Source organism: Virgibacillus sp. DJP39 (assembly GCF_049310925.1).
GTDB lineage: Bacteria > Bacillota > Bacilli > Bacillales > Amphibacillaceae > Virgibacillus_F.
Genome location: NZ_JBMERP010000005.1, coordinates 1 through 24,490 on the forward strand (window position 1 = coordinate 1; position 24,490 = coordinate 24,490).

Here is a 24,490-nt window from a genome sequence, read left to right on the forward strand (position 1 = left end):
AAATAGCGGAAAAACTTTTAACAAAGGTAGGTCTTGCTGAAAAGATTGATGTGTACCCATACCAGTTGTCAGGTGGTCAACAACAACGTGTTGGAATTGCTCGTGCGCTAGCTATGGACCCACAGCTCATTCTTTTTGACGAACCAACATCAGCACTTGACCCTGAGCTTGTTGGTGAAGTACTAAAGGTAATGAAAGACCTTGCAGAAGAGGGCATGACAATGGTCGTAGTAAGCCATGAAATGAAATTTGCAAAGGAAGCAGCAGATGAAGTATTGTTCATGGATAACGGTATCATTGTTGAACGTGGTGACCCAAACGATATTTTTGACAATCCACAACAAGAACGAACAAAACAATTTCTTAGTAAACTTCAATAAAGAACAAAAGGCTGCCGTAACTGGTTGCCTTTAATTTTTAATTAAAGGAGAGCTAGTATGTACAATATGCTTAGCACAGATTTCTACAGTCAACCAACACTGGAGCTTGCAAAATCATTACTAGGATGTTTGCTGGTTAAAGAAACTTCTGATGGCACTGCATCCGGGATAATCGTAGAAACAGAAGCATACATGGGACCTGATGATCGCGCGGCACACAGCTTTGGGAACCGCCGCACAAAACGAACCGAGGTTATGTTTGGTGAGCCTGGTATCACATATACCTACTCTATGCATACACATTGTCTTTTCAATGTAGTGAGTGGTGAAGTAGGTTGTCCTGAAGCAATCCTGATCAGGGCAGTCGAGCCTATCGAAGGGATAGATTTGATGGCAAAAAGAAGACCTAAAGCAAAGAAACAAATTCAATGGACGAGTGGACCAGGAAAGTTAACGAAGGCTTTAGGAATCACAATGTCTGATTATGGTCATCCACTTAGCCAATCTCCCCTATGGATTTCAGACGGTAAGCAAATAAGCCCGAATCTTATTGAATCTGGTCCTCGCATCGGGATCCAAAATTCAGGCGAGGCAGTAGAATATCCATGGCGTTTCTGGGTAAAGGACAGCAAATTTTTATCAAGATGAAGGGAAGAATTACAACGTGAGTGAGAACCTTAGAAAAGATTCTATTCCTGCTTTTCCTTCATTTCCTTGTAGGCACTACAGAAATTATTATATGTTTCTTCCCCGAAACGATCTGCATTTTCTGAAAAAAATTCACTATTGGTTTGTTCCCTAGCTTCAACAAGGGTGCAACCGAGGGTATTCATTCGTAACTTGAAATATGACTTAAAATAATCCTTGCTTAATGTTGACCCATTTTTAATGACCAATGCTATCCCTCCTTTATCTCCCAGGAAAACTGAGGTTAGATAGAACGCATCAAGTGGACTACCGATTTCGTTTGTTCATATAGTAGTTCCTCAGCTTTGTTAAGACTCTCCTCCAGGGATAGTGGCTGGTTTATAATTGAAAAACAACCGGAAAATTGCCCACGCAGGCTATCAAGGTTTCCCGATAGGCTCCCTGAAATTAACACAACAGGAACGCGGTAGCTTTGCGCAAGTATAGCAATATAACCAGGTGCTTTACCGTAAAGTGTCTGTTCATCACTTTTTCCTTCGCCAGTTATAACCAGGTCTGCCTGTTTAATAGATGAATCTATTTTAGAGGCATCAGCGATTAATTTTGCACCCGAAACCAAACACCCTCCGATTGATAACATTGCAAATCCGATTCCACCCGCAGCCCCGGAACCCGCTACTTCTTGGTAAGACTGCCCGATTTCCGCTTCAATTAAGTCTGCGAACTCCTGTATCCCTTTATCGTACTGCTTAACTTGCTCTTCATCTGCACCTTTTTGTGGTCCATAAATAACACTTGCACCTCTGGGTCCACGTAATGGATTGTCAACGTCACAAGCCACGCGTATATCAAGTTCCCCAAGTCTTGTATCCATACAATCCAGACTTACCTTGTTAACCTCCAGCAGATCCTTTCCAAAACCACTTAGCTGTGTTCCATTCTTATCCCAAGCTCGTAATCCTAATGCTTGGAGCAGGCCTAATCCAGCATCATTAGTCGAACTTCCACCCAACCCAAGAATTATTGAAGTACACCCCTGTGCAAGCGCATCAAGTATTACTTCACCTACACCGTATGATGTTGTAATATCAGGATTTCGTTGATTAGATGGGATTAGATCTAGTCCAGCTATAGCAGCATATTCAATTATTGCTGTATTTTTGTCAACGATTCCATAGGTGGTTTCAATTTTATCACCTAATGGCCCTGTACAATTTATGGGTACACGTCTACTGTCAGACGACTCCAACAACGTTTCTAATGTACCTTCCCCACCATCTGCCATCGGTTTCTTGGTTACATTGCAGTTAGGAAAAATATCCAAAACAGCACGTTGCATAATATTTGCAGCCTGCGAAGCAGTCAAACTGTCTTTAAATGAATCCGGTGCAATCACTATATTTTTCATTGTAATGATACTCCCTTAGAGCTTTTTTTCTAATAATAAAGTTATTTTCAATATCTAGTTCTATTAACCAAAACATATGTTCTTGTTTATGTCAAGATTAAGCTTAAATACCTGTTTTTTTTTAACTTTATAGTACAACATTATAAATTACTAGTTGATCATTCCTATTCATTTTTAGAAAACTTGGCTTATCGCCAAGCTTTAATGGCAAAAGCCTTAGTTGCACTTATGCAGTAAGAAAAGATTTATACTTTCTTACCTGCTAAAATTAAAAAAACCACTAAGACTATCCTTAATGGTTTTCCTTAAAAATGTTATATCACCTTTACAAAAGTGACAAGATCCAGCCGATAACAACAATTGCGCCTATAATCATTAAAACAGTCCGAAGCATGAAATTCATCCTCTCATTCTTCATTAATTAGTGGTTATACTAAAATTACCCGAATTCGACTAATTATAAACTATAATATGTATATGCTGAACAAACGTTTCATATGTTACTTTTGAATTTCAAATAAATCATCCAGCTTACTCGTCATAAACGCATGAGCGTCCTCTACTCCCTTGTTATAAAATAGCGGTGCAATCTCTTCAGTAATAAAATCAAAAATTAATAAAGATGCTAAATGACTAATGTCTTCTCCACGTTCCTTTTCAAAATACCCCTTTATTAGCCCAGCCATGTCATCCTTTTGTTCTTTTGTTAGTTGAAACTTTGACTTCATCTAAATCCCCCTAAACTTGTTTTTATTCAGTATAACAATAATAGCATTTATAAAGCAGGAATTTGATGCATCATGTCGAATAAATAATTATTAGAGGAGGGTTTTAATGCAAACGTTTGATAATTTTAACTATGAACGCCCAAATCTAGGGAAAGAAAAAAGTGCGTTCACTAGTCTACTAAACACATTTAAGACAGCATCCTCGATTGAGGAAGCTAACAAAGCAATTAATGAAATTAACGAATTTCGAAATCATTTATCAACGCTGTTTAACCTTGTCTACATCCGCTCATCCATTGATACAAACGATGACTTTTATCAAAAGGAACGTGACTTCTTTGACGACATTGATCCCGAAATCAAAGAAATTAATACCGATTTCTACAAGGAGTTAGTCAAATCACCTTACCGTGATGATTTAGAAAAGCAGTGGGGAGAACAGTTATTCCAAATTGCAGATTTTGAAATCAAAGCATTTGATCCTAAAGTAATGAAGTTGCTTCAAAAAGAGAATAAGCTAACCTCTAAATATTCTAAGCTTGTAGCGTCAGCAGAAGTGGAATTTGAAGGGAAAACGTTAACTCTTGCCCAACTGAGTCCTTTTGCACAGGACAAAACTAGGGAAGTTAGAAAGAAAGCCGTTGAAGCAAGCGCTGGATTTTTTGCCCAGCATGCAGAGGAATTTGATACGATTTATGATCAACTGGTGAAAACCCGCCATGAAATCGCAACAACATTAGGATATAAGAACTTTGTGGAGTTGGGATATATCCGCATGCTTCGTATTGATTATGATGCTGGCAATGTATCTATTTTCCGAAAACAAGTTCGCGAATCCATCGTTCCTCTTGTTACAAAGCTTTACGAGAAACAAGCAGTACGAATTGGTGTTGATTCACTTAAAAGCTATGACGAATCATTTAAATTTAAAACAGGCAATGCAATTCCAAAAGGTACACCTGAATGGATTATAGAAAATGGAAAGAAAATGTATGAGGAATTATCAGCAGAAACAAATGAATTTTTCCATTATATGTTAGATCGCAAATTGATGGATTTAGAAGCGAAAAAAGGTAAAGAAGCTGGTGGATACTGCACGTTTATCGACGATTACCAGTCACCGTTTATTTTCGCCAACTTCAATGGTACCTCTGGTGATATAGATGTACTGACACATGAGGCAGGACACGCATTTCAGGTTTACGAAAGCCGTAATATTGGTATTCCTGAATATATCTGGCCAACCCATGAATCAGCTGAAATCCACTCCATGAGCATGGAATTTTTTACATGGCCCTGGATGGAATTGTTTTTCAAAGAAGATACGGAAAAGTACAAGTACTCCCATTTAGCAGATGGTTTACAGTTCTTGCCATATGGTGTTGCCGTTGATGAATTTCAACATCTCGTTTATGAGAACCCAGAGTGGTCACCAGATGAACGTAACCAGGCATGGAAAAAGCTCGAGAAAATCTATTTACCACACCGGGATTACGATGGAAATGAATACTTTGAGTCCGGTAGATTCTGGCAGCGCCAGGGTCATATTTATGATGTTCCTTTTTATTACATCGACTATACGCTTGCACAAATTTGTGCCTTCCAATTCTGGCAGCGCGCACAAGAAAATCATCAGTTAGCCTGGAATGACTACATAAAATTATGTCAACTAGGCGGTAAAAAGCCATTTCTCAGCTTAGTAGAATCAGCAAATTTGCAATCTCCTTTTAAAGAAGGAACCGTAGAATCTATAGTAGAGACTATTGAAAAATGGTTGGATTCAGTCGACGACAAATCACTTTAAGATTAGAAAACTTGGCTTATCGCCAAGCCTTAATGGCGAAAGCCCTAGTTGCACTTATGAATTAAGAAAGGACTTATTACTTTCTTACCTGCTAACAAAAGCGTAGGCGCCCGTTTATTGCCGTATGTCCTGTGCCCACGCAAAGTGGCGGTTTTAATCGAACATCCTTTATGAGATATAGGAAACATGAAGAGCGTAAGCTGTAGGACGTTCGACTAATGTCGAACTGTTATCGTAAGGAGGTCATGTGCGACACTAGGTAATGGGCGCTGGAGCTGGACGTGGCTGTTTAGGTGTCTTGTTAGAAAAAATAACCGCTACCCCCACTTAATAGAGGTAGCGGTTATTTTATTTGCCAGTACTCACACGACCAACCTGGCCGTCTTCAAGGCGAACTTTTATTCCGTGTGGATGAAATGAAGATTTTGTTAACAAATCCTTTACCACACCATTAGTCAGTTGACCAGTACGTTGGTCTTTTTTTAATACTACATCTACTTCCAGCCCCGGATGCACTTGATCCCGGTATCTTCCATCAACTGTCATGTTAACGACCCTCTCTAGCTAAAGCTAGTTTCATTATACATGAGAATCTTGCTTACTTCATCCACTCCGGCTTACCAAATCCTTTAAACTTCTCATCGATAATTTCTTCAAATTCCGGTGATTCAATAACTTCTTTGATATCCTTTGCCCAGTTTGTATCTAGATCTTTTGTATTTACAACTACCCTGTTGCGATAATCATCAGGCATATTTTCAAGAACCAATGCATCTAGTAAATCTAAATCTGCTGCTAGTGCATAATTCCCCGGTACTGCTGCCAAATCTTCAGTCTCAACGGTTCGCGGTAATTGCCCGGCTTCTACTTGTTGGAAAACAAGATTTTTAGGATTTTCAATTACATCATCAATAGTTGCACGTAGTGGATCAATATCGTCTTTAATTTTTATTAATCCAGCATCCTGTAGCATAATTAAAGTTCTTGCGAGATTAGTTGGATCGTTTGCAATTGTAATTGCACTACCATCCTCGATTGCTTCTAGTGAATCATATTTGTTTGAATAAACACCCATTGGAGCTGTTGGTACTATTTTTATTTCAGATAGATCCATGTTATGTTCTTTTTCAAAGGCTTCAAAATATATTTTATGCTGAAATAAATTGGCATCCAAGTCACCGTTGTGGAGCGCCTTGTTTGGTTGTATATAATCACTAAACTCCGTATTTTTAACCGTGTATCCTTTTTCCTCAAGTAATGGTTTCAATGCCTTTGTTACCATGTCACTATAAGGTCCGACCGTTGCGCCAAAATTGATTACCTTCTTGTCATCACCTGATCCACCAGTTGCACCCTCATTTGATCCACAAGCAGCAAGCACCAACACTATTAATAAAGTAAAAATTAATCCTAAACCTTTTTTCATTTTATAATTCCTCCCTTTTATCGTTTGTTTACTGCTTTTGCAATAAAGTCCCCTGTATATTGAATCACTTGAACTAGTACTATTAAGACTACTATCGTCGTGTACATTACTAAATCATCGTAGCGGTAATAACCATATCTTATCGCCAAATCTCCAATACCTCCGCCGCCAATTGCACCAGCCATCGCTGAATAACCGATTAAGCTAATTGTTGTAATTGTAAGGCCACTAATTATCCCTGGTTTTGCTTCAGGCAAGATAATATCCTTTATAATCATCCAAGGAGAGGCACCTACTGAAATCGCTGCTTCAATTACTCCTCTATCAATCTCCCTGGCTGAGGACTCTACTATTCTCGCAAAAAATGGAATAGCTGCAACGGATAACGGTACTGCCGCTGCAGTTGGACCAATTGTTGTCCCCAATATTTCGTTTGTAAAAGGTAACAGAAATATTAGTAGAATGATAAATGGAATGGAGCGAATAAGGTTTGTGACTATACCCGCAATACCTTTTACTACTTTATTTTCCAAAAAGAACCCTTTGTCAGTCACATATAACAGAATCCCAAGCGGAAGACCGATCACAATAGCAACAAGCAGCGCAATACCAACCATGTACAGTGTTTGAAAGAAAGCAGTATTTAACTCTGGCAAAATTTCAATCAACCGGCTAAATTCCATATTGAATCACCTCCACCTGTTTCACGCGATTCTCTAAATAAGCAATTGCTTTTTCCACTTCATCCTTACTTCCGTTCAATTCCATAATAAAGATTCCAAGTGGTGCATCCTGAATATATTCAACTTTTCCGTGTAAAATATTTCCGCTAACCTGAAAGCCCTGCAACATATCGGATACGATTGCTTCTTCAGCAAGCTTTCCTCGAAACTGAAGCTTTACTAGTGTACCCTCACACGCAGCCAGTAGCTTTTCAGGTAAAGTAAATTGTAATATAGTTTGAATAAAGTTTTTGGTTAGCTCCTCTTTTGGTTTTGAGAAAATGTCATATACGGGACCTCTCTCAACAATCCGGCCATCCTGCATAACTGCACAACGATGACAAATTTCTTTTACAACCTCCATCTCATGTGTTATTAAAACCACTGTGATGCCAAGTTCTGTATTAATTTTTTTCAATAAAGCCAAGATGGACTTGGTAGTGCTGGGGTCAAGTGATGACGTTGCCTCGTCACACAATAGCACTTTCGGATTATTCGCAAGCGCCCTGGCAATACTGACTCGCTGCTTTTGACCACCGCTTAGCTGAGCTGGGTAATGATTAACTTTGTCAGATAAACCTACTAATTCCAGTAGTTCTATTACTCTATATTTACGACTGACCTTTCCAATTCCCGCTGCTTTTAATGCAAATGACACATTTTCAAATACTGTTTTAGAAGCGACTAAATGAAATCCTTGAAAAATCATTCCGATTGATTGTCTTGCTGTTCGCAACTCTCTTGGTGACAACGTTAGTAAGTTAACACCGCCAACAAGGACAGCTCCTGAAGTTGGACGCTCCAGAATGTTCATACACCTGAGCAACGTACTTTTACCAGCACCACTGTAGCCAACAATCCCGTAAATTTCACCTTTGTTGACTTCCAATGAAACACGATCAACACCAACTACTTGTTGATTTTTTGTAAAATAAATCTTTTCTATATCCTGAAGTTCAATCATCAGCTGTCCCCTTTCTTGTCTCACTCTAAAGATTGGAACGTAAAAACCCCTCTTCCATAATGAAAGAGGGGTTGATTGTTGTATTCAATCCTTATCTCTCAGAATGGTAAACTTCATTCTGCAGGAAGTAGCACCACTCCAAAAGGAAGGTTGCTGTGACATTAACGGGCCTGATCCCTCCGTCACTCTGGATAAGATATGTAGTTGTTGTAAAAATTAATTAAGACTAATCATATAGCCGTTTGATCCGTTTGTCAATAACCTTTTTCAGAAAACTTTCAGCTCGCCTATTCTCCTGGCTGCCTCTGTCAATCTAGCTTCGTCTGCCAGCAATCCTACTCTGACGTAACCTTCCCCAGCAGCTCCAAACCCATTCCCTGGTGCTGTAACAACATGGGCTTTCTCCAATAATAAGTCAGCAAATTCCTCTGAACTATATCCTTCTGGTACTGGTAGCCATGCAAAAAACGTTCCTTTTGGAGCCTGTACCTTCCAGCCGAGCTCATTTAGTTTCTCGATGAAACAATCACGTCGACTTTCATAGATAGATACCAACTCCTCAACCGTATCCTGATTACCATTTAATGCCTCGGCTGCAGCATATTGTACACCACCGAACAAACTCACAAACAAATGATCCTGGATTAAGTTGAGACTCTCAATTACTGAGCTGTTCCCCACTGCAAACGCAACACGCCACCCAGCCATATTATAGGTTTTTGACAATGTATACATTTCTACACCAATGTCCTTCGCTCCCTTTGTCTGCAAGAAGCTCTGTGGTTTTTGACCATCAAAGCCAATTGAACCATACGCAAAATCATGAAGAACACAGATATTATTTTTTTTGGCTACAGAAACTGTTTCATCGAAAAAAGCTTTTGTTGCAGTCGCAGATGTCGGGTTGTTCGGGTAATTTAAAAACATCAATTTAGCTTCTTGAAAAACATCCTCAGAAATTTTTCTGTAGTCAGGCAAAAAATTGTTTTCCTCAAGCAGAGGCATTAATTCTGTTTTTGCATTTGCCAGTGCAATCCCAGACATGTAATCTGGATAACCTGGATCGGGCAATAATGCCAAATCACCAGGATTTAACAAACATTGACTTAGTTCTACGAGTCCAGATTTTGCACCAAATAATAGTGCTACCTCCGTTTCTGGATCTACCTCAACTCCATACTCCCTTTTGTAAAAATCCGCCATTGCTTTTTTCGCATATAAAAAGCCCTGAAAAGGAGAATATTTATGATTAATCGGATCTTGCGCTGCATCACGCAAAGCTTCTACTATATTCTCTGGTGTAGGTAAATCAGGATTCCCTTGCCCCAAATTTATTACGTCATGTCCCTCACTTTTTATTTGCTGAACCTTTTTTACAAGCTTCGCAAAAAACTGTTCAGGCAGCCGCTTTAATGTATCGGATTGCTCAAATTTATGCATTTACGTCACTTCCCCACTTTACTAATTGTAACTAATAATAGACTTGGTTGAAAAGTTTGTAAAGAAGGAAAAAGAAGCGACTAGGATCAAACAAAAATTTTGAAGAAATACTTCACCACTTGCTATATAACAATCAGTTCATTACGATTTCCGGTACTTAATATGCAAATCAATTACTGCTTCCCTTGTCGGAATCATGTTATAAAACAAGCAATTGTGATAGAATAAACTACATCTTAAACGAAAAAAGGAGATAACATGACTTACCATACACTATTTTTAGACATAGATGGCACTATTTTACGCCCCGACCATACAGTAATGGACTCAACTAAAGATGCTATTGAACAAGTTAAAAAGCAAGGCATCGATGTTTTTATAGCCACAGGACGTCCGCTTCATGAGGTTTATGGACTAGCCGAGGAATTAAAGGTGAACTCCTTTATAGGCTACAATGGCGCATTCGCTATCCACCAAAAAAATACATTAGTTAACGAGCCAATGAATTCCCAAACAACTGATTATTTTCTTGAGACCGCTCGTAAATTCCAACATGATATCGTCATTTATACAAGTGAGAAAAATTACTATACATCACTTAACTCCGATGCAACGAAAGCATTTATTGATGCATTTCATCTTAAAGAGAATGAACAACTTAGACCTGAACATCAGATAAACGATAAAATTCTCAGTATGACGCTGATCAACTTTGACGATAATGATTTAAAACATTATTCCACAGATGATGACTTGTATATGTCGCCAGTGAACGTAAATGGAATCAGTAATTGTTATGATGTCATCAGAAAACAGGTTAACAAAGGCGAAGCAATAAAAGTTATTCTGCAGAAATTTAACCAAACAAAAGATGGCGCAATAGCATTCGGTGATGGAATGAACGACAAAGAAATGCTTCAGGAAGTAGGCGAAGGTTTTGCCATGGGAAACGCACACCCCGACCTATTTCCCTACGCAAAACAACGCACAACAACCGTAACCGAATCCGGCATCTACAACGGCCTAAAACAACTAGGCCTTGTTGAATAATATGGTGCCTGGCACTTTTTCCATTTATTACCATAATTTTATCAAACGGAGGAACCTATGCTAACTTTTGAAGAAAAACTGACTGTAGTTAATAAATTTCCTGAATTAAACCGCAAGGACATATCAATGGGACGTGTGAATTTCCATTATGAAAATAGTGCTATCGACAAAAAAATAGTTGTTCATAACTTACATCCTAACGGCAATGGTTTTGTTTACGCCAAGAAAATTGGTGGCTACAAAACAGATAGAAATGGGATGATAAATGTTCGGGATTATTCAGAAAAAGAATTGTTTGAAATCATCCAGCAGGCCATCCAATCCCTTTCACCAGAGGCAAATACGGAAGTAATTCCGGACGATGAAAGCTGGATAAATGCAAATGAACAAACCTTGTTGCTCACTTATGAAGATGGATTATGGAACGTTTATGCAGGGCAAAACCTTGACGGATCTTTCCATTCCTATAAACAAGCTATACAATTCTTAGATGAAGAAGGATTTGAAAGAGCATTGTAAAAACAAAAGCGAAAGCAACGTATGATCTGCGTCCATGCCACATTGGGTAGTTTGGTTTTACCACCCTAATGTGGCATGCTTAATTGAACACACTTAAATAGATAAGCGTTAGTGAATTCACGTTCACTTATCGTAAAGAGGTCAATGCGCTTCACCAGGTAATGTTCGGGCGCATGCGCTGGACGTAACTGATTATGCACCTTAGTTTATCTACAGCCTAAAATTTTATAGTTTTCCTAAACAAAACTGGGTAATTAAAAATCCAGTTTTGTTTGAGTGTAAAAACAATTGTCTCAGTAACTTTTTTGGAAAATTCGGGTGCGCCTGTCACTTTCACCAATTATCCAAAAGTCCAAACTCTTTTGCAGATTACTCATATAATGATTTGTAAAAAGATGACATGTAGGGGGACAATTTTTATGAAAAATTACTTAAAGTGGTCGGAGGTACCTTATGCCGGAGAATCAAATCTACCTAATAATCCAGTTACACCTGTTGCAGGTTCCTGGCCATTATTTTATTTGAAAAGAGATGAACATGGAAGCTACCTTGATCCAAATGGTGAAAAAATGGTACTTCCGATAAAAAATCCTAATGGTATTAATTTTGAGAGAGAGTTGTTAGCTGTCAAGCATACCTTAAGAAATCTTACTCCGCTTCAGGAAAAGATTGCTACTTATTATGGATCAGGCTCCCCTACAAAACAATGGACACCAGTTATCGATCGTTTACTGGATTCTTACGTACCTGACCCCACACATGCTGCTAGGATATTAGCTGCCACACAAGCTGCTATTAATGACACATTACTAATAGTTTGGGATTTAAAATATCGTTTTGACGTTGCAAGACCTAACCAGTATGATCAAAATTTGCAAACATATTTGTGCACACCAAGATTCCCTACTTACCCATCTGGGCACGCAACAATGTCTGGTTGCGCAGAAACGGTACTAAGTTATTTATTTCCTAAAGAAGCAAGAAAGCTTCGAAAAATTGCTGAAGCCGATGCAAAAAGCCGTTTATATGCAGGCGTTCACTTTCCAATCGACAATGATGAGGGAATTGAATTGGGAAGATACATTGGCAAGAAGATTGTAGATTACATGAAAACACAACGGGACAGTTACTTGAACCAAATTGATATAGTTTATCGAGACGACCAGCATGCTCAAATCTTTCCAGACGATTACCACCAGTTTATCCCCTTCGAATTCGAAAACGACTGTACTTCTCTTGTTATGGGGCAAGAAACTTCAAATAAAGACCATAACACTCATTCTCCTAAGCCAACGTTATTTCTATAGATTAAATAAATGGGGGTCAGATATTATTTCTGATTCTTCTTATTAATACCCACACAGAAGATACTCTTCTTAACCCCATACTTGAGTCTCTAAAGTCAATTAAGACAATCTATGGAAATGTGATACTAGATAAAAACACGCCATCCGATTTGGGAGGCGTGTTTCCGAGTTTTTATCTATACCTTGTTTGATTTTTTTGCCAATCTAACTAATAAATAGGCAACAGGTGTATCCACCAATGCTATACAAAATTTAAAGATGTATTGAGTCACGATCATACTTATCAAAACATTAGCAGGAACAAGTCCCCAGAAAGCAATCGTAATAAACAATGTTGTGTCGATCAATTGACTTGTCATCGTCGAAAGATTGTTTCGTAGCCAAAGCTTTTTTTCACCATGTTTCTTTTTAAGACTATGAAAAATAGTAACATCTAAATTTTGACTTGCAATATATGCAATAAGGCTTGCTAGTATTACCCTAAAGCTACCACCTAAAATCATTTCAAATTCAACTTGTGCTCCGAATACTGGTGCAGCAGGGAGTTGAATGGCGATATAGATAAAGACTAATGCAACGATCTGTGTAACAAATCCAGCCTGAACTGTCTTTCTTGCAGCATCTTTTCCATAGACTTCACCAATAACATCCGTAATTAAATAGGTAGCCACATAAACAACTGCAGCCGCTGGCAGTATAAACTCACCGACACTAAACAATTTCACTCCTAAAATATTAGAAATAAGTAAAAGTCCTACAAATAATGCGTTTAAATAAATAAACATATAATCCTCTTCCTGTTGTGTTGGAATGGATCAAAGCAACCCTCTAGTAAAAAGTACTACCTATTATCAATTTTCTCGGGATAGAGATCATGATTCATCATACGGTGATCTGCCATTTTTTCAAACTTAGTTCCTATCTTTCCATAATTACAAAATGGGTCGATAGAAATACCTCCACGTGGTGTGAATTTCCCCCATACTTGTATATAACGTGGATCCATCAAGTCTATTAAATCATTCATGATAATGTTCATACTATCCTCATGAAAATCACCATGATTTCTAAAGCTGAATAAATATAGCTTTAAAGACTTGCTTTCAACCATTTTTACATCAGGAATATAGCTGATATAAACTGCACCAAAATCTGGTTGACCAGTTTTCGGACAAAGTGTAGTGAATTCTGGACAGTTAAGCTTTACAAAATAATCTCTGTTCTGGTGCTGGTTGTCAAATGTCTCCAAAACCTCTGGGGTGTAGTCGAAATGATAGGCTGTTCCCTGTCTCCCCAAAAGAGTCAAATCTGTTAAATCTTCATCGCGTCTGCCTTTCATTCTGTTTACCTCCTTTCCAATTGTTTTTTTAAGCGCAAAAAAACCACGAACCCAAGGGGCACATGGTTTGAATAATCACATATGTCCTTAGTTTTTTATAGAGGGTTAAAAGCTAAGAACCTCTCCCGAATTAACGGATATATTCTCCATTACACTCCGCTAATTATATAAGCGAAGAAAACCAAAGTCAATTTTATTTTATGAAAAGTTTTGGTTGGTGCCTGGCACTATTTCCAATTATTTACATTTACTTCTTTCCAAGTCCGAACTAGACCATTTACAATTGGGGTTATTACGTCCAGGTCTGTGTTATATTTGCTGTGGGAAAGCGGTGTCCAGCTTGTTGGCCACCCTCCGACATTGACCTGGATGTCTTCTGTAACGGCTACTTGATAGTGTTTGTTTAGGCCTTTTAAAGGAAATGCCAGAACATCATCTTTGTCATAAAAATTTATCCATTCACCTGTAACTTTGGGGTGAGCCCTTGCTAATCCAGGGGAAGGGACGTGAATCGGTTGTCCAAATTCAGGATAGCGCATAGACCAGAGTGCCAATGGACTACCCATTGTATAGAATAGTGCTAACGTTTCATCGCTATCAATTGGAGTTTGTGAAACAATTCCCATCGTCTTTGGTCCAATATTTTCACGTTTGAATTGTAGGTCATAAAAATAATTACTAGCGACAACAGATCCTAAGCTATGACTGATAATACACAGTGGCGCAGAATCCCCTGCCTGCTCCTTCAATTTTCGGATAGATTTTGCTACTATTGCATTAACACGATCATAGTTTTGATTTTCTTGCTTTGTTGGCTGGTATGCCACAGCATCTGCTAAAAACTCAATCACAAACCGCCTTAAATACAAATAGTCTAAGTCGGTATTCGCTTTCAGGCGTTCCGTCAGTTCCTGCTCTTCCTGCTCAAACACTGACGACCAGAAGACTGGTTCAAGTACAATTTCCTGGTCTGCATTTTCAACCCCCAGCTTCTCAGAAAACCGTTTTCTGATTTTGCGTATCATTTCATCTGCGAAATCGTGGTCTGGTGTTCCTGCACCATGCAGAAAAGCAACTGCAATTTTTTGTGTCATAGCACAACCTCCAAATTAATTTACCTATTAATAATAACTATACCGCTAAATAGAAGAGTCGTTAAGCTTAATTTGACCTACTCCATAAGTTCCAGTTTACTGGGAACATAATACTGTATAAAATTACAATAGTGAATATCTCTGCTACCTTTATGCCCTTGAAATAGATCGAGCAATATTTCCCGATTTATGTATCTCGGTATATCTGTCTCAGAAGATTTATAGTAGGAATAACTGCTCCAGGGATAGTCTTCCGCTCTAGCAACTATTTCTGCCTGAACTGGGTTCATATGAATATACCTACTTACAGCTAGCATGCCGGAACGATCATTGATAATTTCACTGAAATATCTTTTTTCAAAGACATGGCCTGTAAGTATATGTCTTATATTAAAATAATTTGCGTATCGCTTATTTATCAGTGCCATAACTTTAGAGATTGAATGCTCTTTTGAACGGAGCTGAAGATGATAGTGGTTTGACATAAAACAATAAGAGGCAATTTCAAATGAAGTTTTCTCATGAACATAATTAAGAATTTGAAGAAAAGCGTCATAGTCTTCATCATTCCTGAAAAGCGTATCTTTTCGATTTCCTCTACAGCTAATATGATAGAAAGAGTTAGGAACCCAAATTCTTGGCTTTCTCATACTGTTGCCACCCCCTTTTTAATACAATAAATTAGATTGTATTGGAAAGCAAAATGAAAAAATCCAATTAGTTACAAAGAAAGTCAGCTTTCTAGTAATCTTTTACAATTAAAATCTCAATTTCCTAAACATAAATCAAAATTTACCCTAAATTCAAAAAGAAAAAATCAATTTTATAAAAGTTCGGGTGGTGCCAGGCACAATTGGAAGTTGTCTCCTAATTGTGCCTGGCACCACACGATTTCCACCCGATTTTACACTCTTTCTAACATCCGTTCGAGGGCGACTTTTGCCCATTTGGAAATTTCCGAATCTACCTTAATTTGATTAAGAACGTCTCCTTTCTCGATTGTTTCCATTGTCCACAATAAGTGTGGAAGGTCAATCCGGTTCATGGTTAAACATGGACACATTTGCGGGTTTAAAGAGAACACTTTTTTGTCCGAATGCTGTTTCGTCAATCTATTAACAAGGTTCATTTCTGTCCCCACAGCCCACTTCGTACCAGGCTCAGCATTACTAATCTTTTCAATAATATACTTCGTTGAACCAGCGTAATCGGATAATGCAACTACTTCACGGCTACATTCCGGATGAACAATGATATTCACCTCAGGGTCGCTCGTACGAATGTCCTCTACATTTCCAATAGTAAAATTTTCATGTACCGAGCAATGACCCTTCCATAAAATCACACGAATCTTGTCTAAATCACCATCATACTCAAATCGTTCTAAAATCGGGTCCCAGACTGCCATTTGATCTAACGGAATCCCTAAATCATATGCCGTGTTTCGCCCTAAATGCTGGTCAGGCAGAAATAAAATCCGCTCTTTTTGAGTAAATGCCCACTCCAACATTTTTTTCGCATTAGATGATGTAACTGTCGCCCCACCATTTTTCCCTACAAAGCTCTTGATTGCTGCAGTTGAGTTGACATATGTTAATGGAATAATTGTGTCACCAACGGCTTGCTGCATCTCTTCCCAGCCACGTTCAGTCTGATCAATGTTAGCCATATCAGCCATTGAACAGCCTGCACGCATGTCCGGTAAAATTACTTTCTGTCCATCTCCTGTTAAAATATCTGCAGTTTCTGCCATAAAATGAACACCACAAAACACGATGTATTCCGCCTTTGAATTTTTAGCGGAAACCTGCGCTAGCTGTAGAGAATCACCTGTTACATCTGCGAATTGAATAACTTCATCCTTTTGATAATGGTGTCCAGGGATAAAAACCTTACTCCCAAGACTTTCCTTGATTTTCCTTACTCGAGTCTCCATTTCCTGAACTGGAATCGACTTGTAGTGATCTGGGAGCATCTGTTGGCCGCTATTTTGAATCATATCTAATAAACTCATTTTTACCCTCCTATTTAACTAACAGACTAATATCTAATGATGTTACGGAATGTGTAAGAAAACCTAATGAAATAAAATCAACACCAGTGTCCGCATAATCTGATAAATTTTTAAGTGTGATTCCCCCTGATGCCTCTGTATTAATATGCTTTGGAACAATATTCGTAAATTCACGTACCTCAGCAGGTTTTCGATTATCAAACATAATTACATCAGCCCCAGCTTCAACAGCCTCGAGAACCTGTTCCCGGCTCTCTGTTTCCACTTCAACCTTAACCATATGCCCACTTTTTTCGCGAACTGCTGCGACTGCCCTCGTTATCGATCCACAAAATGAAATATGATTGTCCTTTATCATGATCCCATCATAAAGTCCGAAACGATGATTTTTTCCACCACCCGCTACGACAGCGTATTTTTCAAGCATTCGCAGCCCTGGGGTTGTCTTGCGCGTATCGCAAAGCTGAATGGATCCATCATTTAGCGTTTCTACTGCTTGCCTTGTCATGCTTGCTATCCCACTCATTCGTTGGATCAAATTTAAAATTACCCGTTCTCCTCCAAGGATCGTAACAATTGGACCAGCTACTTCTGCAATTGACTCACCAGCTGTCACAGAATCTCCGTCTTTGTAAAAATAGGTGACCTCAACACTGCTATCTAATAATTGATAAGCTGTTCGGATAATTTGTAATCCAGATAGGATGCCTCCTGCTTTCGCATAAAATATTCCTCTTCCCAGCGCATCATGCTGGAAAATTGTGCTACTTGTGCAATCACCGTCTCCTATATCTTCTATTAAAAATGATCGAAGCATTTCCTGTAGTTTTATTTGATTCATCATTTAATCTCCTCATACTCTAGTTGGATGCGGATAATTTCTTCACGTGTCTCCCGTCCATTTAATAATGGATAATCCAATCGGTAATGTGTACCTCTACTTTCTCTTCGCATTAGTGCAGATGTGGTGATAAGCCATGCGGTTGTTAACATATTCACAATCTCAATCTCACTAAAAGAAAGATTAGTTAAATTAACCTGGAAGAAGTCAAACGTTTCTAGCCAGTCTTTCATTGCTAGTAAATCCGCTTCATTTCGCACTACCCCAACATGATGCATCATACGTTGTTTAATTGATTGTTTTGTTGGGAGCTTTATTAACTGGTTTCCTTTTTTCACAGAATACGATTTACGTATTGCCGCCTCTCTTTCTCTTGTCAAAATCGCCTCAGCAGTCATATTGCCAAAAACAATACCTTCTAACAATGAATTACTTGCAATTCTATTTGCACCATGAACTCCCGTACAAGCTACTTCTCCGACTGCATACAAACCATCCATTGATGTTCTGCCATCACGACCAGCTCTGACTCCACCAATCATAAAATGTGCCCCAGGTATGACAGGCAAAAGACCCCTTTCCACGTCTATTCCATTCTTCACACAAAGCTGATATATTGTTGGAAAACGACTAGAAAAATTAGTAACCTTGGTTATATCTAAATAAACGCGGCTTCCCTTATTTATTTTAGTAAATATGGTGCGTGCCACTATGTCCCGTGGTGCTAGATCCTTCAGCTCATGAACCCCCTCCATAATAAATTGTCCATCCTGGTCGATTAACCTAGCACCTTCTCCCCTGACTGCTTCTGAAATAAGACCTAATGTACGAATACCGTTATATAAAAGGGTTGGATGAAACTGAATAAATTCCATATCGGCAAGTTCTGCACCTGCACGATATGCCATTGCGACTCCATCACCAGTTACCGTTCTATCGTTTGATGTATACAAAAAAAGTTCCCCACATCCTCCAGTTGCAAGAATAGTAGAATCCGCAATTTGATTCATTACATCACCATTACAATTCTTTGTCGTTACACCAACACATTGATTATTCTCAACAATTAAATCAACTACGGCTTCATTTTCAATAATCGTTACTTTATTTTTCACTTTTTCCAGCATAAATGTAACCAATGCTTTTCCGGTACCATCTCCCTGAGCATGTAAAATTCTTCTCTTTAAATGGCCACCTTCTCTTCCCAGGTTCCACGTTCCATCTGCATTCAAGTCAAATTCCAGTCCACTTTTGACAAGTTCAGCTAATTGTCCAGGTCCACTTTGAATGAGCGTTTGCAGGTTTTCTGTATCGTTATGCTGACACCCAGCTACCAGTGTGTCTTGAAAATGATCTTCCCAACGGTCATCTGCATCAACAGCGGCTGCGATTCCACCTTGTGCCTGAAAGGAATTACTGGCTGTCTTGTTTGACTTTGTGAATATAATCACATTTCTATCCATAGCTAATTTGTCTGCTGCAGTTAACGCAGCTATTCCGCTTCCAACAATAATGATATCGTAAAAAGCCATCTTTTTATCTCCTTAATATTGTAATGTATATTTATATGTCTTGACACCTATATTTACACAAGATTAAACTGTTGACAAGAGTTTTTTTACTTTTTAGAAGGGAGTGCTCGTATGATTTATTTAGATTATGCCGCTACGACACCCATGTCAGAGGAGTCTTTAGCTATATTTAACCAAGTATCTAAATCTTTTTTTGGAAACCCAAGCAGTCTCCATGATAGCGGCGAACGGGCATCTCAGCTACTTGAAACCTGTCGGGAAGAATTAGCTGGATTACTGGGTTGCTTAAGCAAAGGTTTATTTTTTACAAGCGGGGGTTCGGAGTCAAATATTCTTGCTCTGACATCTCTAATTGACGCTCACAAAGTAAAAGGTAATCATCTGATTACAACCCTTTCTGAGCATTCATCTATCTATAATTTTTTTACTCATTTGGAAAATGGCGGTTTTGAAGTGACCTATCTTCCACTTGATCAGCATGGGCAGATTCGCTTAGAAGATTTACGAAAAGCTATACGTGAAACAACAATTCTTGCTTCTATTCAACATGGAAACGGTGAAATTGGTACCATTCAACCGATTGAATCAATTGGCAATCTACTTCATCAGCATCAGATTTTATTTCATTGCGATGCTGTTCAAACATTTGGAAAAGTTCCAATCAACGTTACCGCAAGTAAAATTGATAGTCTCTCTGTTTCCAGCCATAAACTGTATGGACCTAAAGGTGTAGGAGCAGTTTATATCAATCCTGCCGTTAAATGGAATCCACAGCTTCCTAACACAACTCATGAAAGTGGACTACGACCAGGGACCATAAATGTACCAGGAATAGCCTCGTTTGTTACTTCCGCAAAAACAGCATGTGATGATAGAATAGTAGAATATACAAGATTAATAGAAATTCGGGAAGCTTTAATTGAAAAACTAAGGAAATTCCCAATCAACGTTCATGTCGAAGGACACCCTTCAGAACTTCTGCCAGGAATACTTGGGCTTCGAATAGAAGGAATTGAGGGACAATATATCATGTTAGAATGTAATCGATATGGTATAGCAATTTCGACTGGAAGCGCATGCCAGGCAGGTAATCAAAAGCCATCAAGACTTATGAAAGCATTGGGTAGGTCAGACACTGAGGCAAAACAGTTTATTCGCCTATCATTTGGAAAACATACAACAGAACAAGATATTGAAACAACCGTTGACGTCTTAAAAAAAATCACTGAAAAATTTCACTTAAAGGGAGGTACATGAATGAGTAAACCAGAAAAATACACATCAGCCATGCGACAGGAAATGATTTTAAAAAGACTGAAGGATGAAGAAAGACCAATTACTGGAAGTGAGTTTGCTGAAAAAGCAAATGTTAGCAGGCAAGTGATTGTTCAGGATGTATCTATTTTAAAAGCCAAAAACGAACCAATTATCGCGACAAGCCAAGGCTATATGTATTTAGCAAAACCTACTGATGAGGCAGCTCATAAATTAATTGTAGCTTGTAAACATAGACCTGACCAAACTGGGGAAGAACTAACGATTATTGTAGATCACGGTGTTACGATAAAAGATGTTTCAGTTGAACATCCAGTTTATGGGGATTTAAACGCATCGCTTATGATCAGCAACCGGCATGAAGTCGAGCAGTTTATTAAACGAATACAAGACACAAAAGCCACCTACCTATCCATACTGACAGAAGGTGTTCACATGCACACACTAGAATCAGACTCAAAAGAAAAAATAGACGCCGCCTGCAAAGACCTAAAAGCAGCCGGGATCCTGCTATAACCTAAGTGCCAGGCACAATTGGAAGAAACTTCCAATTGTGCCTGGCACTTATCGAGCAAATTAAAAACCCGAGCTTGTTTGCTCGGGTTTTTTCATCTTTAGGCCCACCACATGTCGGCAGGCTTTTCTTCTATAAGAACACTTTTCAGATTTGCTACTGCTTTACTGAATCCTTCATCAATCGACATAATTGGATCTTCGTGCTCGATACTTACTACATAATCGTAGCCGTACGTTCTTAGTGCACTAATTATATTGGACCATTCCTGTATTCCATGACCATAGCCGACCGATCGGAAGCTCCATGCCCGCGTTTGCACATCTCCGTAAGGCTGCATATCTGTCAGGCCGTACATATTCACATTCTCCTGATCAATATATGTATCTTTGGCATGGAAATGATGAATGGCATTTTCCTTACCCAATATTTTAATCGCAGCTACTGGATCAATACCTTGCCACCATAAATGACTTGGATCTAGGTTTGCACCAATTGCATCACAGGTTGCTTCTCTTAATTTAAGCATTGTATGCGGCGTATGAACTAAAAATCCTGCATGTAACTCTAGTCCAACCTTAATACCATGATTCTTTGCGAATTGTCCTTGTTCCTTCCAATATGGAATCAGTTTTTCTTCCCATTGCCACTTCAGTATATCCGAGTATTCGCCTGGCCATGGTGTTACAGGCCAATTAGGATATTTTGCTTCCTCGTGATCACCAGGAGTCCCAGAAAATGTATTTACAACAGGTACATCCATTAATTCGGCTAATTTAACTGTTTTCACAAAGGCATCATGTGAATCTGTAGCAAATTGTTTATCTGGAGAGATTGGGTTACCGTGGCAGCTAAAAGCACTAATTTTTAACCCACGAGAATGAACCTTTTCCAGGTATTCTTTTCGCTTTTCCTCACTTGCCAATAAATTATCAACGTCGCAATGCGCATTACCAGGATAGCCGCCAGTACCTATTTCAACAGCCTGTAAACCAGAGGCCTTTGCATGGTCAAGCATTTCTTCAAAAGACTTCCCTGAAAATAACACAGAAAATACGCCTAACTTCATATAATCACCTTCATTCAAAATATTTTTCATTCATTAGTTAAAACGGACACTCTTTCCTGTTTCATTACTCTTGTAAATTGCTTCTATTAGTTTCGTTACCTGCATGGCTTGCTCTGGTTTTACAACTAATTCAGCCTCACCCATACAACTAGCAACAAAATTTTGAGCCTGCAGTAGTCCTATATTATCTTCCTTAGAGGAAAATTTCGCTTCGCTACTAAAAAATGTTCCATACTTAGGTTGATATAATTCAAATGGAAAGACATTAAAACCTCCGTCTACACCTGATACGCTAAGACTTGTTACATCTTCCTTAATATTTGCAGCCCATGAGCATTCAAGCATCAGCGATTGGCCATCCTCAAACGTAATATATCCTGTTACATGATCATCCACATCAAAGGTTTCATGGTCAAAACTTCCCCATTCATTCAGCTGATTTGGCGTTTTACTTAAACGGTTATACGTCTTCCCCATTACTTCAACAGGCTTTGGATCTCCCATCAACCAAATAGCTAAATCCAGCAAATGACAACCCCAGTCAATTAAACTGCCTCCACCCTGCAAGTCCTTATTGGTAAACACGCCCCAACCAGGAACTTTTCGACGTCTTAATGCCTGAACCCGTGTTACTAGTGGGGCTCCAATTTCGTTATTTAAAACTGCTTGCTTAGCAACTCGTGCTTCTTGTGAATGACGGAAGTGATAAGCAATTGATAACTGCGTACTAGTTTCATTCGCAGCAGCAATCATATCTTCACATTCTTTTGTCGTAATTGCCATTGGTTTTTCACACAGAACGTGAACGCCAGCCTTTAATGCCTGAATAGCTATATCTGCATGAAATTTATTTGGTGTACAAATCGTAACGGCGTCAACATGCTCAAACAATTCCTGATAGTCACTAAAAGCATTTGGGATATTAAATCTACCAGCTACTTCCTGTGCACGTTCACTATTCATATCCAGTACTGCAGTGATTTCTACACTGTCTTTTAACGCAAGATATGCCGGTATATGACGGTCCTGCGCAATTCCGCCCACACCGATAATTCCCATTTTTAGTTTAGTCATTGTATTACCCTTTCTGTTGTAAAATTTCAGGCCAGCTTCGGTGGTCTACTCTTTTGCTGTATTCTCTAACCTCTCACGCCCAGTAACTGGTGGAATTCCTCCCTTACTTACTCTTCGTAGTTGATGAAAACTGCGACGTAACAGTTGCATTTATTTCCTGCAAACCTTTACTAAATTGGTACTGATCCAGCGCTGCTGAAAAACACTCGCTTTCCGTGGGGAACGCTTCAGCCTCCTCGGAGCAAAAATCGCTCACTGCGGGGTCTTCAGACTGTTCCTTTCCCACTGGAGTCTCGCATTTTTCCTCCGCTTAGTTAGCTTTCTGTTTAAGGTAGTAGAATTCCTGTAAAAACGCAGAATTCTTAGTGTAGGCAGAATACGAAGACTCCTGCGGGAACAGCGCGAGTCCGAAGACCCCGGAAGAAGCGTTCTTTGCTTCTGAGGAGACTGAGGCCGTGCCCGCGGAAAGCGAAGTGTTCTGCCGGAACGGCGTCGATAAAATTTTCACTACGTCGCATTCTATAGTAGCAATACGTCTTTCAGTCTTTCCTTCACCTTTTAGGTGTCTAAGTCCTTCTGATATTGCACTGGTCAGTCCATACGTCACTGAACAGGCGTCTAAGCTTCTCCAATATTCTCCAGTGGTTTCGCATTACCATAATCATGCTTAGGTGTGTTTGTATTCTTCGCCCATTTCACACCATTTTTAATCACCTGTTGGATCTCCTTATTATGGTAAGTTGGATATGTTTCATGCCCTGGTCTAAAATAAAAAATCTTTCCTCTTCCACGCGTAAATGTAGCACCACTTCTGAATACCTCTCCGCCCTCAAACCAACTAACAAAAATTAATTGATCAGGTGCAGGGATATCAAAGTGTTCACCATACATCTCTTCTTTTTCAAGTTCAATATATTGGCCAATCCCTTCAGTAATAGGGTGACTTGGATCAACAACCCACAGGCGCTCTTTTTCATCTGCTTCTCGCCATTTTAAGTCACAGCCCGTCCCCATAAGCTTTTTAAATACCTTTGAAAAATGTGCTGAATGTAGAACTACTAGGCCCATTCCATCCAATACACGTTGTTTCACGCGCTCTGCAACTTCTTCCGTAACTTCCTCATGTGCCTTATGCCCCCACCAGACAAGTACATCCGTGTCATCAAGCACTTCTTCAGTTAAGCCATGCTCTGCTTCATCCAATGTTGCAGTTTTAACAGTAACATCCTCTTCTTGTAAAAATTCTGCTATTGTACCATGAATTCCTGATGGATAAATATCAGAAACTACTTGGTTATCTTTTTCATGACGATACTCGTTCCAAACTGTTACTTTCATTTAT

26 protein-coding genes and 2 riboswitches are annotated in these 24,490 nt (G+C 39.0%); of the genes, 8 read left to right on the forward strand and 18 right to left on the reverse strand.

Annotated elements, in window-relative coordinates; translation table 11 throughout:
• Both ACOI1D_RS03160 and ACOI1D_RS03165 read left to right on the forward strand, forming a co-directional pair.
• A partial coding sequence (locus ACOI1D_RS03160) for an amino acid ABC transporter ATP-binding protein (protein ID WP_422499163.1) occupies window positions 1–380 on the forward strand: 380 nt, incomplete at its 5' end.
• A gap of 57 nt (window positions 381–437) precedes the next feature.
• On the forward strand, window positions 438–1,028 hold the full coding sequence (locus tag ACOI1D_RS03165; protein ID WP_422499164.1) for a DNA-3-methyladenine glycosylase: 591 nt from the start codon (window positions 438–440) through the stop codon (window positions 1,026–1,028).
• 41 nt (window positions 1,029–1,069) lie between these two features.
• Here the strand turns inward: ACOI1D_RS03165 and ACOI1D_RS03170 are convergent, their stop codons facing one another.
• The 3 genes from ACOI1D_RS03170 to ACOI1D_RS03180 all read right to left on the reverse strand — a co-directional run bounded on the left by ACOI1D_RS03170 (window position 1,070) and on the right by ACOI1D_RS03180 (window position 3,164).
• Entirely contained in the window at window positions 1,070–1,276 is a 207-nt protein-coding gene (locus tag ACOI1D_RS03170) for a hypothetical protein (RefSeq protein WP_422499166.1), read from the reverse strand.
• 35 nt (window positions 1,277–1,311) lie between these two features.
• Window positions 1,312–2,436, reverse strand: a complete 1,125-nt coding sequence (locus tag ACOI1D_RS03175) for a glycerate kinase (RefSeq protein ID WP_422499168.1) — start codon at window positions 2,434–2,436, stop codon at window positions 1,312–1,314.
• Between the two features lie 500 nt (window positions 2,437–2,936).
• Window positions 2,937–3,164 carry a DUF2164 domain-containing protein gene (locus ACOI1D_RS03180; protein WP_422499169.1) on the reverse strand — a complete coding sequence of 76 codons (228 nt, stop codon included), beginning with the start codon at window positions 3,162–3,164 and terminating at the stop codon, window positions 2,937–2,939.
• A gap of 106 nt (window positions 3,165–3,270) precedes the next feature.
• Between ACOI1D_RS03180 and ACOI1D_RS03185 the strand changes: the two genes are divergently transcribed.
• A complete protein-coding gene (locus ACOI1D_RS03185; protein ID WP_422499170.1) occupies window positions 3,271–4,968 on the forward strand; it encodes a M3 family oligoendopeptidase in 1,698 nt (565 codons plus the stop codon).
• Window positions 4,969–5,316: 348 nt separating this feature from the next.
• On the opposite strand, the gene ACOI1D_RS03190 is transcribed toward ACOI1D_RS03185, so the two are convergent.
• The 5 genes from ACOI1D_RS03190 to ACOI1D_RS03210 form a co-directional block, all read right to left on the reverse strand.
• The gene (locus ACOI1D_RS03190) at window positions 5,317–5,514 is read right to left on the reverse strand and encodes a YwbE family protein (protein WP_422499171.1); all 198 of its coding nucleotides are present in this window, start codon (window positions 5,512–5,514) and stop codon (window positions 5,317–5,319) included.
• Window positions 5,515–5,566: 52 nt separating this feature from the next.
• Window positions 5,567–6,394 carry a MetQ/NlpA family ABC transporter substrate-binding protein gene (locus ACOI1D_RS03195; RefSeq protein WP_422499173.1) on the reverse strand — a complete coding sequence of 276 codons (828 nt, stop codon included), beginning with the start codon at window positions 6,392–6,394 and terminating at the stop codon, window positions 5,567–5,569.
• Window positions 6,395–6,411: 17 nt separating this feature from the next.
• Complete coding sequence (locus ACOI1D_RS03200; protein WP_422499175.1) at window positions 6,412–7,077, reverse strand: methionine ABC transporter permease; 666 nt, start codon at window positions 7,075–7,077, stop codon at window positions 6,412–6,414.
• Window positions 7,067–8,080 (reverse strand): methionine ABC transporter ATP-binding protein, encoded by a 1,014-nt coding sequence (locus tag ACOI1D_RS03205; protein WP_422499317.1) that lies wholly within the window; start codon window positions 8,078–8,080, stop codon window positions 7,067–7,069. The genes ACOI1D_RS03200 and ACOI1D_RS03205 overlap by 11 nt, the downstream gene beginning before the upstream one ends.
• Window positions 8,081–8,168: 88 nt before the next feature.
• Window positions 8,169–8,278, reverse strand: a riboswitch (SAM riboswitch).
• A gap of 69 nt (window positions 8,279–8,347) precedes the next feature.
• Window positions 8,348–9,520, reverse strand: a complete 1,173-nt coding sequence (locus tag ACOI1D_RS03210) for a pyridoxal phosphate-dependent aminotransferase (protein ID WP_422499177.1) — start codon at window positions 9,518–9,520, stop codon at window positions 8,348–8,350.
• Window positions 9,521–9,778: 258 nt separating this feature from the next.
• Between ACOI1D_RS03210 and ACOI1D_RS03215 the strand changes: the two genes are divergently transcribed.
• From ACOI1D_RS03215 to ACOI1D_RS03225, 3 genes are all read left to right on the forward strand, one after another.
• Window positions 9,779–10,570 (forward strand): HAD family hydrolase, encoded by a 792-nt coding sequence (locus ACOI1D_RS03215; RefSeq protein WP_422499179.1) that lies wholly within the window; start codon window positions 9,779–9,781, stop codon window positions 10,568–10,570.
• Window positions 10,571–10,627: 57 nt separating this feature from the next.
• Window positions 10,628–11,089, forward strand: coding sequence for a hypothetical protein (locus tag ACOI1D_RS03220; RefSeq protein ID WP_422499180.1), 462 nt, complete (start codon window positions 10,628–10,630; stop codon window positions 11,087–11,089).
• A gap of 419 nt (window positions 11,090–11,508) precedes the next feature.
• A complete protein-coding gene (locus ACOI1D_RS03225; RefSeq protein WP_422499182.1) occupies window positions 11,509–12,396 on the forward strand; it encodes a vanadium-dependent haloperoxidase in 888 nt (295 codons plus the stop codon).
• A 176-nt stretch (window positions 12,397–12,572) separates the two neighbouring features.
• Here the strand turns inward: ACOI1D_RS03225 and ACOI1D_RS03230 are convergent, their stop codons facing one another.
• The 7 genes from ACOI1D_RS03230 to nadB all read right to left on the reverse strand — a co-directional run bounded on the left by ACOI1D_RS03230 (window position 12,573) and on the right by nadB (window position 19,216).
• Window positions 12,573–13,181 (reverse strand): queuosine precursor transporter, encoded by a 609-nt coding sequence (locus tag ACOI1D_RS03230; protein WP_422499184.1) that lies wholly within the window; start codon window positions 13,179–13,181, stop codon window positions 12,573–12,575.
• Between the two features lie 56 nt (window positions 13,182–13,237).
• On the reverse strand, window positions 13,238–13,735 hold the full coding sequence (gene queF / locus ACOI1D_RS03235) for a preQ(1) synthase (RefSeq protein ID WP_422499185.1): 498 nt from the start codon (window positions 13,733–13,735) through the stop codon (window positions 13,238–13,240).
• A gap of 81 nt (window positions 13,736–13,816) precedes the next feature.
• A riboswitch (PreQ1 riboswitch) is annotated at window positions 13,817–13,864 on the reverse strand.
• Window positions 13,865–13,962: 98 nt separating this feature from the next.
• Complete coding sequence (locus ACOI1D_RS03240) at window positions 13,963–14,829, reverse strand: chemotaxis protein (protein WP_422499187.1); 867 nt, start codon at window positions 14,827–14,829, stop codon at window positions 13,963–13,965.
• 77 nt (window positions 14,830–14,906) lie between these two features.
• A complete protein-coding gene (locus tag ACOI1D_RS03245; RefSeq protein WP_422499189.1) occupies window positions 14,907–15,479 on the reverse strand; it encodes a transposase in 573 nt (190 codons plus the stop codon).
• Between the two features lie 254 nt (window positions 15,480–15,733).
• A complete protein-coding gene (gene nadA / locus ACOI1D_RS03250; protein ID WP_422499191.1) occupies window positions 15,734–16,843 on the reverse strand; it encodes a quinolinate synthase NadA in 1,110 nt (369 codons plus the stop codon).
• Window positions 16,844–16,853: 10 nt separating this feature from the next.
• The gene (gene nadC, locus ACOI1D_RS03255; RefSeq protein WP_422499192.1) at window positions 16,854–17,684 is read right to left on the reverse strand and encodes a carboxylating nicotinate-nucleotide diphosphorylase; all 831 of its coding nucleotides are present in this window, start codon (window positions 17,682–17,684) and stop codon (window positions 16,854–16,856) included.
• Entirely contained in the window at window positions 17,684–19,216 is a 1,533-nt protein-coding gene (gene nadB, locus ACOI1D_RS03260) for an L-aspartate oxidase (protein ID WP_422499193.1), read from the reverse strand. Before nadB ends, nadC begins: the two co-directional genes overlap by 1 nt.
• Before the next feature lie 111 nt (window positions 19,217–19,327).
• On the opposite strand from nadB, the gene ACOI1D_RS03265 reads away from it, so the two are divergent.
• Window positions 19,328–20,473: an IscS subfamily cysteine desulfurase gene (locus ACOI1D_RS03265; protein ID WP_422499194.1), complete on the forward strand. Its 1,146-nt coding sequence runs from the start codon at window positions 19,328–19,330 to the stop codon at window positions 20,471–20,473.
• A complete protein-coding gene (locus tag ACOI1D_RS03270) occupies window positions 20,474–21,007 on the forward strand; it encodes a transcription repressor NadR (protein WP_422499196.1) in 534 nt (177 codons plus the stop codon).
• A 98-nt stretch (window positions 21,008–21,105) separates the two neighbouring features.
• On the opposite strand, the gene ACOI1D_RS03275 is transcribed toward ACOI1D_RS03270, so the two are convergent.
• The 3 genes from ACOI1D_RS03275 to ACOI1D_RS03285 all read right to left on the reverse strand — a co-directional run bounded on the left by ACOI1D_RS03275 (window position 21,106) and on the right by ACOI1D_RS03285 (window position 24,486).
• Window positions 21,106–22,074: a sugar phosphate isomerase/epimerase family protein gene (locus ACOI1D_RS03275; RefSeq protein ID WP_422499318.1), complete on the reverse strand. Its 969-nt coding sequence runs from the start codon at window positions 22,072–22,074 to the stop codon at window positions 21,106–21,108.
• A gap of 33 nt (window positions 22,075–22,107) precedes the next feature.
• Window positions 22,108–23,148, reverse strand: coding sequence for a Gfo/Idh/MocA family protein (locus ACOI1D_RS03280; protein WP_422499197.1), 1,041 nt, complete (start codon window positions 23,146–23,148; stop codon window positions 22,108–22,110).
• A 618-nt stretch (window positions 23,149–23,766) separates the two neighbouring features.
• Window positions 23,767–24,486 (reverse strand): ThuA domain-containing protein, encoded by a 720-nt coding sequence (locus tag ACOI1D_RS03285; RefSeq protein ID WP_422499198.1) that lies wholly within the window; start codon window positions 24,484–24,486, stop codon window positions 23,767–23,769.
• Window positions 24,487–24,490: the final 4 nt, after the last annotated feature.